This window comes from Xenorhabdus sp. NBAII XenSa04, assembly GCF_963866145.1.
GTDB lineage: Bacteria > Pseudomonadota > Gammaproteobacteria > Enterobacterales > Enterobacteriaceae > Xenorhabdus > Xenorhabdus indica.
The window spans coordinates 32,224-49,539 of record NZ_CAWMEB010000357.1; the positions used below are offsets into that span (position 1 = coordinate 32,224).

The window sequence follows — 17,316 nt, forward strand, 5'->3', positions numbered from 1 at the left end:
GCTCTAGTAGCAATACCTCCGGGAAAGCCAGAGTCATATCTGGTTTTCCCAGGATGAGCATGAACAATACTGGCTGTTTTTATACTTAATCAATTTGCACGGCACTGAATTTATGGGTCGGGGTTACCATCTTGTCCTGAGCAGCTACAAGCTGTAACTCAAACTCTCCTCTTTTTTGCGTTTCCAGCATGACTTCATAAACTCCTGCGGTAACATGTTCCAACGCAGCCTGCAATGCTGAATTTGTTAAAGACGGGCTTTTCAGTAGGTTAACGAGGAATAAGCCGCTGGTTAAATCACCTATTCCAACGGGTTGACGTTCACCGGTATCGATCAATGGTCGGCTGATATGCCAGCTATTTTCTTTAGTTACCAGCAACATTTCGAAATTATCTTTTCGGTAGCCTGCACGACTAAGATGTTTAACCAAAACAATTTTAGGGCCTTTTTCACACAGTAAACGGGCTGCGGATATTGCTTGTTCTACCTCTTTGATTTCCCGCATAACCAGTGTTTCAAGCTCCAGTAAATTAGGGGCAATGATATCACTGACAGGTAACGCCTTTTCAGTAAGGAATTCGGCCACTCCCGGAGCAACAATGCATCCTTTTTCCGGATGTCCCATAACAGGATCACAGAAATACCATGCCTCAGGATTAGCTTGTTTAACCTGTTTCACGATATCAAGGATATAGTTTCCCTGCTCCGCCGAACCAATATAACCACTCAGTACGGCATTACAGGATGCTAATTTATTAATTTCACCAATTCCCTGCACAATTTCAGCCAGATGCTCCGGCGGCATCACACAACCACGCCATTGTGGATATTGAGTATGGTTAGAAAACTGAACCGTATTTAATGGCCATACGTTCACTCCCATACGACACATCGGAAAAACAGACGCGCTGTTTCCTGCGTGACCAAAAACAACATGAGACTGAATTGAAAGAATATTTTTCATGATAAGGCCTGGTTTATTATTTTAGGAGCGATGCTTAAAAACCATGTTTAAGAACCATAAGTGGCTTAACAGGCAGATATTTTAAGGGCAACAGTACGTTGCCCTTTAGTAACACTTTTATGGATTATTTCCAATTAATGAGGCAGTAATGTTTTTTACCACGGCGCAGTAAAGTATAACGTCCAAACAGACGGTCATTATCGGTAAACACATACATAGGCTCAGACTGTTTTTCACCATTAACGGAAACCGCATTGGAGCTGATCATGGTCCGCGCCTGCCCACGGGAAGGAACAAATTCAGCGGTCACCAGAGCCTGTTGCAAATCAGCATCCTTCTCAAGTTCAATTGCCGGCATACCATCCTGCGCTAATTGTGCAAAATCATCTTCGGTCAAATCGGCGACAGCGCCAGAGAACAAGCTTTCAGTAATGCGTTTCGCCGCAGTAAGACCCGCTTCACCATGTACCAGTCTGGTAACTTCTTCGGCCAGAACATACTGAGCTCGCGGAGCTTTACTGCTGTTCTTATCTTCTTCTTCCAATGCGTTGATTTTCTCAATGCTGATGAAAGTAAAAAATTTCAGGAAACGATACACATCAGCATCTGCTGTGTTAATCCAGAACTGATAAAATTTGTATGGGCTGGTTTTCTTAGGATCCAACCAAACTGCGCCACCTTCTGTTTTACCGAATTTGGTGCCATCAGATTTAGTAATCAGAGGTACTGTCAAACCAAATACTTGTTTCTGATGTAAACGGCGTGTCAAATCGATACCTGACGTAATATTGCCCCATTGGTCTGAACCACCGATCTGCAATTCAACACCGTATTTTCCATTCAGGTTAGCAAAATCATAAGATTGTAACAGGTTATAAGAAAACTCAGTGTACGAAATACCAACATCATCACGGTTCAGGCGCTGCTTCACCGCTTCTTTATTGATCATCTGGTTAACGGAAAAGTGCTTGCCTATATCACGCAGAAAAGTCAGTACATCCATTTCGCCAAACCATTCATAATTGTTGGCTAATTCTGCACCATTCTCACCTTCAAAATCGAGGAATGGTGAAACTTGTTTCCGAATTTTTTCAACCCACTCTTTGACAGTTTCTTCTGTATTTAATTTACGCTCCACAGCTTTAAAGCTCGGATCGCCAATCAGACCTGTCGCTCCACCTACTAACGCTATCGGCTTATGCCCTGCCAGTTGGAATCTTTTTAAACACAGCAAGGGAACCAGATGGCCCAAATGCAAGCTGTCAGCGGTAGGATCAAAGCCGCAATAGAGAGAGACCGGACTTTGCGCCAGTCTTTCCGCTAACGCTTCTTCATCCGTTACCTGGGCAATAAGGCCCCGCTCTTGCAGTTGTTTAATCAGGTTATTGCTAGACATCAATGACTCCATCGGTTTGTATTCTGTAGTTATACCCTTTGTCTTTCAAGTTGCAGGCTTTATCGATTATGTTCACTGATTGCTGCACTGCAACTTGCAACCTATTAGGCATATATAATTGTCACAATTTGCTATAAATCGCGCGCTATAGCATAAAACGCCAGTAATATAAGTGCCAGTATTAAAAATGGTAATTGGTACAGTTAAGGCGCCAGACGATCAATATGCCACTCATCTCCTTCACGTTGGTACAGAAAACGATCATGAAGACGACTAGCACCTCCCTGCCAAAACTCTACTGAATCAAACTCAACCCGGAATCCCCCCCAGAAACTGGGTAACGGCACTTCGCCATTCTGAAATTTCTGCTTAAGTTCTAAGAACTTACTTTCTAAAATACTTCTGGCCGAAATACGAGAAGATTGTTGTGAAGCCCAAGCTGCAATCTGACTATCTTTCGGACGGCTGTGAAAATATTTCACCACTTCAACAGGTGATAAACGTTCAGCTTTTCCCAGGAAACTAACCTGTCGCTCAAGCTGATACCATGGGAAATGGAGACTGATACGGTTATTTTGAGCTAAATGTTTTGCCTTCCGACTGCCAAGATTGGTATAAAACACCAGACTACGGGTATCAAAGTGTTTTAATAAAACAATACGCTGATAAGGCTGACCATGCTCATCAACCGTCGCAATACACATTGCCGTTGGATCGCTGAGTTTGGCTTCACAGGCCTGTTTGAACCACAGTTCGAACAAATCCATCGGCTCTTTAGTAAGATCTTTCCGCCGTAATCCGCCACGCATATATTCGCGGCGCAATTCTGCTATATGAGTTTCATTATGCTCTGACATTTTTAGCTCTCGATTCCTGAATGAGTATCAGCATAACATTGTTATCTATCAGCAACAGGATAAATTGCTCCTAAAATCGTTGCCCTGTCGGCACCAGTTACTGATGGTAAGTTACCCGGCAGCCCAGATATTGTACGGAATGCCAACCAAGCGAATGCTAATGCTTCCATATCATCACCACTCAATCCATATTTATCTGTTGTAGCAACTTCAGTATCAGGCAACAAAGCAGACAATCGGTGCATGATGAGCGGATTTCTGGCACCACCACCACAAACCAACAAACGTTCACAACCATCATTCAGTAATACCTGCTCGGCAATACTAACTGCTGTCAGTTCAGCTAGAGTGGCTTGCACATCCTCTGGTTTGACATCAGGAAAATCAACCAATTGTTTTTCCAACCATGCCATATTGAAGTATTCACGCCCCGTACTTTTCGGCGCAGTACGTGCGAAGTAAGGATCAGACAACATTTTCTGTAGTAAATCCTCGTTGACGTTCCCTTCATCCGCCCATTGTGCATCTTTATCATAAGGCAGTTGTTTATGACGCCATGTCCAGGCATCCATCAGCATATTCCCCGGCCCGGTATCGTATCCTTTGACAGCAGAATTTGGCAGAAGCGCAGAGATATTGGCAATACCACCAATATTAAGAATCACACGCCTTTCTGCCGGATGCCCAAGTACCGCCATATGGAATGCGGGAACTAAAGGTGCTCCCTGACCACCATACGCCATATCGCGGCGGCGAAAATCTCCTACAGTTGTAATGCCCGTTAATGCTGCTACACGGTTATTATCACCGATTTGTATGGTAAAAGGTTTTTCGCCGTCCGGTTCATGCCATACAGTCTGACCATGACACCCAATCGCTGTAATATCATTTGCAGTTAACCCGGCTTTATCTAATAATCCTTTTACTGATTCAGCAAAAAGCGTCCCCAGTTCATAATCAAGCTGCCCAACTATTGATAATGTTGTCTGCTGCCCCTGACAAATAGAAAGTAATTTTTGTTTAAGTTCCTGAGGAAATGGATGGCTATAACTTTCCTGCTGTGTAACCGCCTTATCACTAATCTCTGCTAAAATAACATCAACCCCATCCATGCTGGTGCCCGACATCACACCAATATAACGTCCTGACTTCATAAATATTCTCCTATTTAAAGAATGGATTACATTTGTAAATAAATTCCGTGTAACTATAAAACACATTGATTTGGACTATATATGCTTAACAAGCAATATAAGAGATAAAATCTGAGTTTTGGAGGACTCTTCACAAAACATGCTAAACTTTTGGTCAGGAATTATTCCTATTGGAGTTCATCGAGAAATTTATTATATATTTAGAGATAAGCCATTAGTGTATAGAATAAGTAACTCGCAAAATTATTATGCTTGTTACTGACCATAGTAGCTGAATGCTTGGTTGTAGGTTTATTATCAGTTTTCCCCCGTAGCATTAAAATTAGGAGTAACTATGTTCAAACGTTTCCTGGTTGGTGCAGTTGTAGTGACAACATTATCCGGATGTGCTGACATGGGAGCACTTTCCAGCGACACCTACTCGATTGGTCAAGCCAAACAAATTCAAAACGTTGCCTATGGCACTATTCTGTCCGTCCGCCCGGTGACTATTAAAGGTGGTCAGTCTGGTGACCCGAATGTACTGGGTCTGATTGGTGGAGCTGTTTTAGGTGGATTATTAGGAAATACCATTGGTGGTGGTTCTGGTCAAAAGCTTGCAACAGCCGCAGGTGCTATCGCTGGTGGAATGGCAGGTCAAGGAATTGAAGGTGTTCTCGATAAAACAAAAGGTGTTGAATTGGAAATTCGTACTGATAGCGGAAGGAATATCGTTGTGGTACAGAAGCTGGATCAGGTTGTATTCAATAAAGGGCAACGAGTTAAAATCGTCGATAGTGGCGACTCGACAACGGTATCACCTATTTAACATTGTTCAATGTATATTTAAACAGAAAATCGCGGAACTAAATCTCGGTAATCCGTGATTTTCTGTTTATCGATTGATTTTTATATTACCTGTTTATGTAATTGGTTAATATTTTTTTCGATTTTTTTTATTACAGAAGCAAGCAGAATTAGCTCATCATGAGTAATTCCCTCCAAAATTTCTTTCCTCGTCAAACCAATAACACTATCCACTTCTTTGATAAAATTTTCCGATTCTTCGGTTAATTTGATTCTTTTGGCACGCCGGTCATTAGCACATGTGTGCCTTGTAATGAGTTTTTTTTCTTCTAATTGATCTAAAGTTCTTACCAAGGACGGTTGTTCGATACCAATAGCTTTCGCAAGTTGTATCTGTGACTGCTCCGGTGGTAACAGACTAATATTATACAGAGTAACCCAATGTGTTTGAGTTAATTTCAACGGCTTCAAACGATGATCAATTAAAGCGCGCCAAACACGAACTAAACGTGCCAGGTCTGATCCCAATGTCAATTCCAATTACCCCTCCTTATAATTAGAGACTCATATAACATCAATGAATTATCCAATCAGTTTATTCATATGAATAATGGATACGCATCCTATATCACGCTCACATAAGTAAAGTCAGATATTTCGCTAATTACTTAATTAGTGTCGCGTTGGCGTGTTACTTACGTTTCACAAACAAAAAATAAAGTTGACATCTTCGTTGCCCTAAAAAGCGAAGTTTTACGGCACATCGAATAAAATCGCGCATTAATCCACCAACGATATAAACTGTATAAAATAATCCTTCAACTAAACTATTAAAATTTTAAATATCAACGAAACAAATACAAACTCTAAAAAATAGATACAGCACCACTCGGCTAAAGTTCTATAAGAATAACCGCCATCCAAATACTAATCTATATATTTTTACATTAATATCATTTTTCTCTTACAGTTACAGCCAATAAAAAGACAAAAATCATTAAAAACAATAAGATAAATAATTAGCGTGATTATTGTTCAATAATTGATTATTTGATAAGAAAATTTTACCGAAAGACTTTAATTAGTCAACTGTTATAATATTTTTTAATGACCTATATCAAATAAAAGACATGTAATATGAATAAAATATCATTTTATTACAGTAAAACTTCCTAACCTTATGGGAAATATGAAATATTATTCATATAAACAATTTTCATTAACAGTTAAGACGGAAAATCAAAATAATCCAAGCTGTTTTGATGGTTCACCTTCATCATGTTCTTTATTCCTTCTCATTCGCAGATATCTATCACGACATAACCGCAATACTTCTCTTTTTTGTCCATCTGATAATTTCATCCACATAAATCGCTCCTCCCTACTGCGATAACATCCCCGACAGAAACCACGAGTATCAGATTCACAAATTCCTTTACAAGGATTCGGAATAGCAAAAAACTCTAATTGCTCAGCCATGTCATCCTCCTGTACTCAGAGTTACCTAAATAATATCTATGACAGAATTGCAACATTACCCAGATTAAGTTCAAGCCAAATATTGAACTACAAAAATAGTAATGATTAGAAACAAAATAGATGAAAGGACGAATTGAATTACTTTATCTTTACCATATATAGTTAATCAAACATATGCAGTCAGAGCGCGAAATTTCACCACTACGTTATTTCGCGATATCGCCATTTGATTATAAGACCATAAATTCAAGAGGTAATCATGCGTCTACTTCATACAATGATCCGTGTTGGCAATATGCAACGCTCGATTGATTTTTATACTAAAGTGATGGGTATGCGTCTACTTCGTACTAGTGAAAATCCAGAGTATAAATATTCCCTCGCTTTTGTAGGTTATACCGATGAAAGTCAAGGTGCTGTCATCGAACTGACCTATAATTGGGGAGTTGAAAACTACGAAATGGGAACCGCATTCGGTCATATCGCCTTAGGCGTTGATGATGTTGCAGCAACTTGTGAACGTATCAAACTTGCTGGCGGGAAAGTCACTCGCGAAGCAGGGCCAGTTAAAGGTGGAACAACTATTATTGCTTTTGTTGAAGATCCTGACGGCTATAAGATCGAGTTAATCGAAAACAAAAGTGCCACCAGTGCATTAGGGCGTTAATTATTCTTCTCTACAAAAGGGCATCTTGCATGCCCTTCATTTCTCAACTGGATAAATATTACTTCTGCAAGACAACGTAAATTTTGTCATAATATCCGCTATCCTGAAGTTAAGAACAAAATCAGATGTCTAATACAAAAGATCAAAACATACTAAGCGGACGTTTTCGTGGCTATTATCCCGTTGTCATTGATGTAGAAACTGCTGGTTTTAATGCACGGACAGATGCTTTACTCGAAATCGCTGCAATTACTTTAAAAATGGATGAAGAAGGTTGGCTGGCACCTGCTGATACGCTACATTTCCACATTGAGCCCTTTGAAGGAGCCAACCTTGACCCGGCAGCTTTAGCATTTACAGGTATCGACCCTACCAACCCATTACGGGGAGCTGTCAGTGAATATACAGCGTTACATGCTATTTTCAAAATGATCCGCAAAGGCATGAAAGACAGTCATTGCAACCGCGCAATTATAGTTGCCCACAACGCCAGTTTTGATCACAATTTTGTTATGGCGGCAGCAGAACGCTCTGGTTTAAAACGCAATCCATTTCACCCTTTTGCCACTTTTGATACTGCCGCATTAAGTGGATTAGTGCTAGGCCAGACAATTCTGGCTAAAGCTTGTATTACAGCAGAAATACCTTTTGATAATAATCAGGCACATAGTGCTCTGTATGATACAGACCGGACTGCCCTGCTTTTCTGCGAATTGGTTAATCGCTGGAAACGGCTTGGTGGTTGGCCGTTGGCTGTGCCAGATCACAATAATGAAACCTGATAAACTGAGCGCCTTAAGATAGGCGCTCAGTTTATAACTCTATAACGATTATCACCCCATACCTGTTGCCACAACCTAACATTGCCATGGAATATTACCGTCAATAAATATGATTATTCATGCTAATTGTGTATGGGGCTTTGTTGATTCAAAACTTTACTGAGACAACAAATTACTGACTGTCTTCCTGCTCACGGTATTTATCCGCAGTCTCTTTGAGCAGAACCTGTAATTCACCACGTTGATACATTTCAATCAGAATGTCACATCCCCCAATTAACTCACCTTCAACCCAAAGCTGAGGGAATGTTGGCCAGTTTGCATATTTAGGCAACTCTGCGCGGATATCAGGGTTTTGCAGAATATCTACATAGGCAAAACGTTCACCACAAGCAGACAAAGCTTGAACTGCCTGAGCAGAAAAACCACAGCTTGGCAGTTTTGGTGAACCTTTCATATACAGCAGGATTGGGTTTTCTTGAATCTGGCGTTCGATTTTCTCAATTGTCGTCATTTTTACTTCCTTAAACGGCAGGCGCTGTTTATCAGCATCAGAAAAGATTGATTCAGAATACCACTTTCTGATGCTGATTTGCTACCGTGAACACACTCCTGCAAATTTTTTGTTCTGAACAATAGGTTGTAACTAGTTGATATTTTCATCCTTAATAAATATTAAAATCAGTAAAATTGAATGCTTCTACGTCAAATCGCCACTAAATAACATCATTTCCCCTGTTATTTAGCAGAAAAATTGTTAAGATAATTACCAAACAAAATAGCAACATGATAATAAGCTAAAATTTGCTCTATCCATGATTAATACGCTACAAGTCATGGTTTATAAAGCCAAAAACCCGATATTAAAAGGAGTATGCAATGTCTTTTGAATTACCAGCATTACCTTATGCTAAAGATGCCTTAGAACCTCACATCTCAGCAGAAACTCTGGAATATCATTACGGTAAACACCACAACGCTTACGTTGTAAACCTGAATAATCTGATTAAAGATACTGGGTTTGCCGGAAAATCACTGGAAGAAATTATCAAATCCTCTGAAGGTGGTATCTTTAATAACGCAGCACAAGTCTGGAACCACACCTTCTATTGGCATAGCCTGTCACCAAATGGTGGTGGTGAACCAACTGGTAAAGTTGCAGAAGCCATCAATAATTCTTTCGGTTCTTTTGCTGAGTTTAAACAGCAATTTACTGATGCCGCACTGAAAAACTTCGGTTCTGGCTGGACATGGCTGGTTAAGAAAACCGACGGCAGTCTGGCTATCGTCAATACCTCCAACGCAGCAACTCCATTGACTGGTGAAGATAAACCAGTTCTGACAGTTGACGTTTGGGAACATGCCTATTACATCGATTACCGCAATGCACGTCCTCAATATCTGGAGCATTTCTGGGCTCTGGTTAACTGGAAATTTGTGGAAGAAAATCTGGCTTAATTAATTCACCAGTTAAAATGACAAGGGTAAGTTTTTCCGATTCAACACACTTAATTTCATTTAGTAAGTGCCCTTTGAGTAGTGAAAAACTTACCTTTACTTGCCTTAAAGTAAAACAGACAGCATTTCACCTTGATATTGTTTCCCGACCTTGATTAGATCAGGCAAAGTCCCCCCAGAAAAACAATCATGATTAATGCACTACAGGCAGTCAATAATCCCAATTTCAGATCTGTATCCATAAGCCATCCTCACCATGAAAATTAAGACTCAGCGACACCATAAATTTTGTTTGGCTATTTACCTCAGAGGTTAAAAAAACCACACTGTGATATTTAATGCATATACTTTATAGCATTGATTACTACTTTCACTTTTGCGCTAGATCAGACAAAATTCAGGGTTTATCGCTAAATTGTTGTCAGTTATCTTCCTATATATAAATATAATACTGGCAAATGATTAACAAAGATCTATATCCAGATGAAGGGTATACAAATTTAGACCTAAGGTCAGGAGTCCTTTTTATCATGGCAACGATTAAAGATGTGGCCAAACGCGCTGGTGTTTCAACCACAACCGTATCCCATGTTATCAATAAAACCCGTTTCGTCGCCGAAGATACAAAGGCCACAGTGTGGGCTGCCATTAAAGAACTGAATTATTCCCCCAGTGCTGTTGCCCGTAGCTTGAAGGTTAATCACACCAAATCTATCGGATTACTGGCAACATCAAGTGAAGCACCTTATTTCGCTGAAATCATAGAGTCTGTCGAAAATAGTTGTTATAGCAAAGGTTATACTTTGATTTTATGTAATTCCCATAACAATCTCGACAAACAAAAAGCTTATCTCGCTATGCTGGCACAAAAACGCGTTGATGGTTTACTGGTTATGTGTTCTGAATATCCTCAACAACTGTTGGGAATGCTGGAAGACTATCGCAACATCCCCATGGTAGTCATGGATTGGGGTGAGGCCAGAGGGGATTTCACTGATGCAATTATCGATAATGCTTTCCATGGTGGTTATTTGGCCGGTCGATATCTGATTGAACGTGGTCACCGTGATATTGCTGCTATTCCCGGATCATTAGCCAGAAATACCGGAGGCGGACGTCATCAAGGTTTCCTCAAGGCGTTGAAAGAAGCCAATATCACTATTCGGGAAGAATGGATTGTTCAGGGGGATTTTGAGCCTGAATCCGGTTATCAGGCGATGTATAAGATCTTAAGCCAAAAACACCGCCCTACGGCCGTGTTTTGTGGAGGAGATGTCATGGCAATGGGGGCGATCTGTGCTGCTGATGAGATGGGGTTACGTGTTCCACAAGATATCTCTGTCATTGGTTATGACAATATTCGCAATGCCCGTTATTTTACACCAGCGCTGACAACGATTCATCAGCCTAAAGAGCGTCTGGGGCAGATGGCTTTTTCCACGTTACTTGATAGGATCATTAATAAACGTGAAGATGCACAAACTATCGAAGTCCATCCGCGCCTTGTTGAACGGCGCTCTGTTGCAGATGGCCCTTTCATTGATTATCGTCGTTAACAATTAATCCTCTTGTAGCCATTCAGCGTTGAGTGTTGCACTATCTCCAAGATAATCAAGCAACCAGCTTAATGCAGGTGAATGGCTTTTTTGCGACCATGTCAGGCAACATGGGCTATCAGGTAATGGTTGCTCAAGTTCAAGCAAGCTGAGTTTTCCTTGACGAATGAGCGGCAAAGCACGATGTGTGGGCACCATTCCCACACACAGTCCATCCATCAGGCAAGCCAACCCCGCATTCCAATCAGGAACAACTAACCGCCGTTGATTATCCAAAGCCCATGTATTACGTTTGGGCAAATTGCGTGAAGTATCTTCAAGGCACAAGCTAGGATAAGCCCTCAATTGGTCATCATTTAATCTTTCTGTTATAGAGGTTAACGCATGCTCAGGACTGGCAACACATAACCACGGCATGAACCCCATATCCCTGAAACTATACCGTTCCCCGACCGGAGAAGCGCGAGTGGCGCCAATAGCAACATCAACGCGCCCATCCACTAGCGCATCCCATACCCCATTAAAAACCTCAGGATAAATAAATAACTCGATATCCGGAAAATGGCGGTAAAAATCCAGAATAAGCTGGCGTGTCCGTTCTGGTTTCACCACTTGATCAACAGCGATACTGAGTTGCCCACGCCAACCATTCGCCACTTGCTGGCATTGATGACGAGTATGATACATTTTTTTGATAACAGAACGCGCTTCCTTTACGAAGATAGCCCCTGCCCCGGTTAATTCCACATCGCGATGACGACGTTCAAATAAAGGCACTGCCAACCATTCTTCAAGTTGTTTTATTGTATAACTGATGGCAGAAGGTACGCGGTGAAGCTCTGATGCTGCTGCACTGAAACTTCCTGTTCTGGCTACAGCATCAACAACTTCCAGAGAATATTCAGACCACATATTTCTTCCTTTTAATTTTTTTCACAGCATTATGCAAATAATACCGTTTCACAAGCAAAAATTACGCCATATAAAATAAACCGTATATTCTCTTATCAATTATCACATCGATTTATTGACACAATGACTACAAATAAAAATTCCATACCATTTATGCTTTATCTCGCTGGCCTAAGTATGCTTGGCTACTTAGCTATTGATATGTATCTGCCCGCTTTTGATGCCATGGCAAAAGACTTAGGTACATCAGAAGGGGCTATTAGTGCAAGCCTCAGCGTTTTTCTTGCTGGTTTTGCAGTTGCTCAGCTTTTATGGGGACAATTGTCTGATCGTCTGGGAAGAAAACCTGTTCTGCTTATCGGCTTGTCTCTGTTTTGTCTTAGCTGTTTAGGAATGCTTTGGATAACAGATGCAACTCAATTACTTATTCTGAGATTTATTCAAGCTGTGGGTGTCTGTTCTGCTGCTGTTTCCTGGCAAGCTCTAGTCGTTGATAGGTATGACTCTGAACGCACAAAACGTGTTTTTGCCATGATTATGCCACTGGTCGCACTTTCCCCTGCCCTTGCCCCTTTACTCGGTGCATGGTTATTGTCACATACAGGTTGGAGAACTATTTTTCTTGTTTTAATGGCTGTCACACTAGTTCTGCTTGTACCCACATTTTTACTGGCAAGTAAACGCGCACCTATTATTGACACCAACATTAATGAAAATAAAGTTTCTTTCTTCACCTTATTGAAGTCTTCAACCTTCAGCGGAAATGTGTTGATTTATGCTTCCTGTAGTGCTGGTTTTTTTGCCTGGCTAACGGGTTCACCAACGATTCTTATCAATATGGGTTATGATGCCACAGATATTGGCTTAAGCTATATTCCACAAACTTTGGCATTTATGCTCGGTGGATATGGTTGCCGCATTTTATTGGAAAAAGTCAAAAGTGAAACCATATTTCCAATTTTGCTGATAGGCTATGCTGTAAGCATGGTACTCATCTATTTAATTGCCCGAATTTATCCTTCTTTCATGCTTATTCTTATTCCTTTCTGTTTTATGGCCGTCATGAATGGTGCTTCTTACCCTATTGCTGTGGCAAATGCACTTTCTGTTTACCCAAAAGACGGCGGTAAAGCGGCCGCATTACAAAATGCTTTACAGTTGGGTCTTTGCTTTATTGCCAGCATGTTTGTTGCTACGTTTATGAAAAACCCGCTTCTGTCTACTACAACAGTGATGGTTTCGACCATTATCCCAATGATAATAGGTTATTGTTTACAAAAGAAAAAAGTAAACGATAATCATTAGTCATATATTTAAAAATTACGCCGAAAGATAATAACTAAGAATATTCTCATATAAAGGCCATACCATAATATGGCCTTTAAATTATTGTTTAAATATTATTTCACTCATATACTCATACAGATTCATTATTCTAAAAAACTCGGAATTTGAGGTTTCTAAAGGCAATGAAGCTCTCTTTAATTTCAGGATGAATTGGCATCTCTGCCTTTGAAACATTTTCTGCTTAATTTCAAGTCAATCCATTTTTGTTTTAGGATAATAAATAACCTATCACAAAGATATACCTCAAAATTCCATCAAACAAATGTTGGAGAGTCTATGAGTTCATCTTTCGTTGAAGGAAAAAAAACCATTACTGACCAGTGGCATAGGATCGCCAATGACTTGCTTCAAGAAGCGGATGTTGAAATCAACGGCAAGCGTCCTTTTGATATACAAGTCAAAAACCCTGATTTCTATAAAAGAGTGTTAAAACAAGGCTCTTTGGGATTGGGTGAAAGTTATATGGATGGTTGGTGGGATTGTGAACGTTTGGACATATTCTTTTATAAAGTCTTAAGAGCGGGCCTGGAACATAGCATCCCTAAAAATATCAAAGATATCTTGAAGGTTATTGCCTCCCGCGTGTTTAATTTACAATCTCCCAAACGAGCTTGGATCGTGGGTGAAGAGCATTATGATTTAGGTAATGACTTATTCACGCTCATGCTTGATCCCTACATGCAATATTCCTGTGGTTACTGGAAAGATGCAAATACTCTGGAAGAAGCTCAATCTAATAAGCTCCGGTTAATTTGCGAAAAACTACAGTTATCACCGGGCATGACTCTTTTGGATATCGGATGTGGATGGGGTGGGTTGGCCGCCTATGCTGCCAAACACTATAATGTCTCCGTTACTGGTGTTACCATTTCTGTAGAGCAACAGAAATACGCTCAAGACCGCTGTAAAGATCTGGATGTTAAAATCATCCTTGAAGATTATCGTGACCTGAATCTACAGTTTGACAGAATTGTTTCCGTTGGCATGTTTGAACACGTTGGCTATAAAAATTACGCCAATTATTTCGATATAGTACGTAAGAACCTGAAACCTGATGGGCTTTTCTTACTTCATACTATTGGTTCCAATCAAGATAAAATCAATGTCGATGCATGGATCAGCAAATATATTTTCCCTAATGGCCACTTACCATCAATTGCAAAGATCGCCAAAGCCAGCACTGGAAAGTTCGTTATGGAAGATTGGCATAACTTTGGGGCTGATTATGATCGTACCCTGATGGCATGGTATGAACGTTTTATCAAGAACTGGAGTAAGATAGAAAATAACTACAGCCCTCGTTTCAAACGAATGTTCAGCTATTATCTGAATGCCTGCGCTGGCGCATTCCGTGCCAGAGATATTCAACTATGGCAAGTTATGTTCAGCCCGCATGGAATTGAAAATGGGCTGAGAGTTCCTCGATGATATTGTTTACAACAGCTTTCTAAAGCTGTTGAAAAGCTACAGTGAATACCTCTGTAGCTTTTTTCATTAATATTTTTTAATATAAGCAACGTTAACTACTCTTCCAATTGGGATAATACTCTTTCCTGTTCTTTTTGCGCCATGAACCGTTCAACAGTATCTACAATTGCTTGTGTCTGTGGGTCAATTTCAATATTTACTTTTTGACCAATGCGTTTTTTGCCCAGTGTCGTACGTTCCAACGTTTCTGGAATCAAATGAACACAGAAACGATTATGCACGACATCTCCAATCGTCAGGCTGATCCCATCAATACCAACAAAACCTTTATGCAGGATATATTTCATTAACTGCTTATCATAAATACGGAACCATATTTCATGGTTATTTTCCGAAGTAAAAATTTTAGCAATTTCAGCCGTTGTGATGACATGACCGGACATCAAATGCCCACCAATTTCATCACCAAATTTTGCTGCTCTTTCCAAATTTACTAAATCGCCAACTTTAAGCTCACCGAGATTAGTCAAACGCAGTGTCTCTTTCATCAAATCGAAACTAATCAAATCGCCATCTATTTTGGTGACAGTCAAACAACAGCCATTATGGGAAACGGAAGCTCCCGTTTCAATTTCGGGTAATAATTCAGCCGGAAATTTAACTATATGAGTCCGAAAGTGTGTTTTTTCTTCAATAGCAACTATAGGCGCTTTTCCCTGGACAATGCCTGTAAACATGGGAAACCTCTTTCATCGTTTTGCATGATAAGTTAGTGTAACGTACTCATCTCTTTTAGACACTATTTCGGTTGAGAGTTATTTTCGATTTGGTATAAATATCGTGCAATGATTGGTTTAATAAAATGAGTCCTATACAATACTTGAGTTAACAAGAGATTACTTTTCAAACAACTTCGTTTGCTCGCAGAAATATTCCTTGTTCTTCTAATTAATTTTTAATCAAAAAAGGTGTAGTACGTGCAGAAATATTTAAATGAAGCGCGTAGTTTGCTCGCTCTGGGGATCCCCGTCATCATCGCTCAATTTTCACAAACTGCGATGGGTTTTGTAGATACAGTTATGGCTGGTAAAGCCGGCGCAATCGAGATGTCTGCGGTTGCTATCGGGACATCAATTTGGCTGCCAGCGATTCTGTTTGGTCAAGGCTTGTTGATGGCCTTAACACCAATCGTTGCGCATATGAATGGCTCAGGCCAGAGAAAAAATGTCGCCAGCCAAATCCAACAAGGTTTTTGGCTGGCAACGTTCTTGGCTATTTTCATTATTACAATTTTGTATAACTGCCGCTTCATTATAGAAGCGCAACATAATGTGGATCCTATTCTGGCACAAAAAGCTGTAGATTTTATTCACGCTATTATGTGGGGAGCGCCTGGTTGTCTGTACTACCAGGTTTTACGCAGTCAGTGTGAAGGGCTGTCAAAAACCAAACCAGCAATGGTTATTGGTATCTTAGGATTATTGGTTAATATCCCCGTCAACTACATTTTCATTTACGGTAAATTCGGTGCTCCGGAACTTGGTGGTGTGGGTTGTGGTGTTGCGACAGCAGCCGTTTACTGGGTAATGTTCCTGTTACTACTTGCATATGTCAAACACTCACCTTCTCAGAAAGATATCCATACGTTTGATAATTTTACCCGTCCTAACTGGCATGCTCAAAAACGCATTACTCTGCTTGGCTTGCCCATCGCTCTGGCTATGTTCTTTGAGGTTACGTTATTTGCTGTTGTATCCCTACTGATCTCTCCTCTCGGCGTAATTGCCGTTGCAGGGCATCAAATTTCTCTCAATTTCAGCTCATTGATGTTTATGTTCCCGTTGTCATTTGGCATAGCGGCAACTATCCGTGTAGGTTATAACCTTGGGCAGAAATCAACCGAAGGCGCTAAAATATCAGCTTATACCAGCCTTGTTGTTGGCTTGGTAGTTGCGTGTATAACAGCAACCTTCACGATTCTATTCCGTGAACCAATTGCAATCATGTACAACAATAATTCTGAAGTTGTCACTTTGGCATCTCATTTGATGCTGTTTGCAGCTATCTATCAGCTTTCTGATTCAGTTCAGGTGATTGGTTCCGGGGTATTGCGCGGATATAAAGATACACGTTCTATTTTCTTTATTACTTTCATCGCATATTGGGGTTTCGGATTACCTAGTGGTTATATACTAGCATTAACCAACTATGTGACTGAACCAATGGGGCCACAGGGTTTCTGGATTGGATTTATTATCGGATTAACTGTAGCGGCAATCATGATGGGTAGCCGGATTTGGTGGTTACAAAAACAACCTGATCATACTGTTCTGGCATATTCTACTCGTTAATTCAGTGTATTAGATTATCATCTCAAGGGGAAAAAGTTATAAATTCACACTGATAGATGTAAATGCGAGCAATCGAACACGAATTTACATTTTTCCCCTTGCCAGACAGCTCAGTGATCGTTAATATTCGTCCCCGTTGTCAGCCACTGAAATTTAGATTGCGTCCGTAGCTCAGTTGG

General features: G+C 40.4%; 17 protein-coding genes. 8 read left to right on the forward strand and 9 right to left on the reverse strand.

Annotated elements, in window-relative coordinates; translation table 11 throughout:
- Positions 1-85 precede the first annotated feature (85 nt).
- The 4 genes from pdxY to anmK all read right to left on the reverse strand — a co-directional run bounded on the left by pdxY (position 86) and on the right by anmK (position 4,371).
- Positions 86-964 carry a pyridoxal kinase PdxY gene (gene pdxY, locus AAC147_RS12300; RefSeq protein WP_047681405.1) on the reverse strand — a complete coding sequence of 293 codons (879 nt, stop codon included), beginning with the start codon at positions 962-964 and terminating at the stop codon, positions 86-88.
- Positions 965-1,088: 124 nt separating this feature from the next.
- Entirely contained in the window at positions 1,089-2,360 is a 1,272-nt protein-coding gene (gene tyrS / locus AAC147_RS12305) for a tyrosine--tRNA ligase (protein WP_047681408.1), read from the reverse strand.
- A gap of 203 nt (positions 2,361-2,563) precedes the next feature.
- The gene (gene pdxH / locus AAC147_RS12310; protein WP_047681411.1) at positions 2,564-3,217 is read right to left on the reverse strand and encodes a pyridoxamine 5'-phosphate oxidase; all 654 of its coding nucleotides are present in this window, start codon (positions 3,215-3,217) and stop codon (positions 2,564-2,566) included.
- 41 nt (positions 3,218-3,258) lie between these two features.
- Complete coding sequence (anmK, locus tag AAC147_RS12315) at positions 3,259-4,371, reverse strand: anhydro-N-acetylmuramic acid kinase (protein ID WP_047681414.1); 1,113 nt, start codon at positions 4,369-4,371, stop codon at positions 3,259-3,261.
- Positions 4,372-4,705: 334 nt separating this feature from the next.
- Between anmK and AAC147_RS12320 the strand changes: the two genes are divergently transcribed.
- Positions 4,706-5,179: an outer membrane lipoprotein gene (locus tag AAC147_RS12320; RefSeq protein ID WP_047681417.1), complete on the forward strand. Its 474-nt coding sequence runs from the start codon at positions 4,706-4,708 to the stop codon at positions 5,177-5,179.
- Positions 5,180-5,259: 80 nt separating this feature from the next.
- On the opposite strand, the gene slyA is transcribed toward AAC147_RS12320, so the two are convergent.
- Both slyA and AAC147_RS12330 read right to left on the reverse strand, forming a co-directional pair.
- Positions 5,260-5,697 carry a transcriptional regulator SlyA gene (slyA, locus tag AAC147_RS12325; protein WP_047681420.1) on the reverse strand — a complete coding sequence of 146 codons (438 nt, stop codon included), beginning with the start codon at positions 5,695-5,697 and terminating at the stop codon, positions 5,260-5,262.
- A 699-nt stretch (positions 5,698-6,396) separates the two neighbouring features.
- Positions 6,397-6,636, reverse strand: a complete 240-nt coding sequence (locus AAC147_RS12330) for a DUF1289 domain-containing protein (RefSeq protein ID WP_047681423.1) — start codon at positions 6,634-6,636, stop codon at positions 6,397-6,399.
- A 259-nt stretch (positions 6,637-6,895) separates the two neighbouring features.
- Between AAC147_RS12330 and gloA the strand changes: the two genes are divergently transcribed.
- Together gloA and rnt are read left to right on the forward strand one after the other, a co-directional pair.
- The gene (gene gloA / locus AAC147_RS12335) at positions 6,896-7,303 is read left to right on the forward strand and encodes a lactoylglutathione lyase (protein WP_047681426.1); all 408 of its coding nucleotides are present in this window, start codon (positions 6,896-6,898) and stop codon (positions 7,301-7,303) included.
- Positions 7,304-7,428: 125 nt separating this feature from the next.
- A complete protein-coding gene (gene rnt / locus AAC147_RS12340; protein WP_047681428.1) occupies positions 7,429-8,085 on the forward strand; it encodes a ribonuclease T in 657 nt (218 codons plus the stop codon).
- Between the two features lie 172 nt (positions 8,086-8,257).
- Here rnt and AAC147_RS12345 read toward each other — a convergent pair whose 3' ends face one another.
- The gene (locus AAC147_RS12345) at positions 8,258-8,599 is read right to left on the reverse strand and encodes a Grx4 family monothiol glutaredoxin (RefSeq protein WP_047681431.1); all 342 of its coding nucleotides are present in this window, start codon (positions 8,597-8,599) and stop codon (positions 8,258-8,260) included.
- Between the two features lie 365 nt (positions 8,600-8,964).
- On the opposite strand from AAC147_RS12345, the gene sodB reads away from it, so the two are divergent.
- Together sodB and purR are read left to right on the forward strand one after the other, a co-directional pair.
- Positions 8,965-9,543, forward strand: a complete 579-nt coding sequence (gene sodB, locus AAC147_RS12350) for a superoxide dismutase [Fe] (RefSeq protein WP_047681434.1) — start codon at positions 8,965-8,967, stop codon at positions 9,541-9,543.
- A gap of 530 nt (positions 9,544-10,073) precedes the next feature.
- Positions 10,074-11,099 (forward strand): HTH-type transcriptional repressor PurR, encoded by a 1,026-nt coding sequence (purR, locus tag AAC147_RS12355; protein WP_047681436.1) that lies wholly within the window; start codon positions 10,074-10,076, stop codon positions 11,097-11,099.
- Between the two features lie 3 nt (positions 11,100-11,102).
- Here purR and punR read toward each other — a convergent pair whose 3' ends face one another.
- A complete protein-coding gene (punR, locus tag AAC147_RS12360) occupies positions 11,103-12,011 on the reverse strand; it encodes a DNA-binding transcriptional activator PunR (protein WP_047681439.1) in 909 nt (302 codons plus the stop codon).
- Positions 12,012-12,134: 123 nt separating this feature from the next.
- Here punR and punC point away from each other — a divergent pair, with 123 nt between their 5' ends.
- Together punC and cfa are read left to right on the forward strand one after the other, a co-directional pair.
- On the forward strand, positions 12,135-13,316 hold the full coding sequence (gene punC, locus AAC147_RS12365) for a purine nucleoside transporter PunC (protein WP_047681442.1): 1,182 nt from the start codon (positions 12,135-12,137) through the stop codon (positions 13,314-13,316).
- A gap of 318 nt (positions 13,317-13,634) precedes the next feature.
- Complete coding sequence (cfa, locus tag AAC147_RS12370; protein ID WP_047681445.1) at positions 13,635-14,786, forward strand: cyclopropane fatty acyl phospholipid synthase; 1,152 nt, start codon at positions 13,635-13,637, stop codon at positions 14,784-14,786.
- 95 nt (positions 14,787-14,881) lie between these two features.
- Here the strand turns inward: cfa and AAC147_RS12375 are convergent, their stop codons facing one another.
- Positions 14,882-15,523 carry a riboflavin synthase gene (locus AAC147_RS12375; RefSeq protein WP_047681448.1) on the reverse strand — a complete coding sequence of 214 codons (642 nt, stop codon included), beginning with the start codon at positions 15,521-15,523 and terminating at the stop codon, positions 14,882-14,884.
- Positions 15,524-15,763: 240 nt separating this feature from the next.
- On the opposite strand from AAC147_RS12375, the gene AAC147_RS12380 reads away from it, so the two are divergent.
- A complete protein-coding gene (locus AAC147_RS12380) occupies positions 15,764-17,137 on the forward strand; it encodes an MATE family efflux transporter (protein WP_047681451.1) in 1,374 nt (457 codons plus the stop codon).
- Positions 17,138-17,316 lie beyond the last annotated feature (179 nt).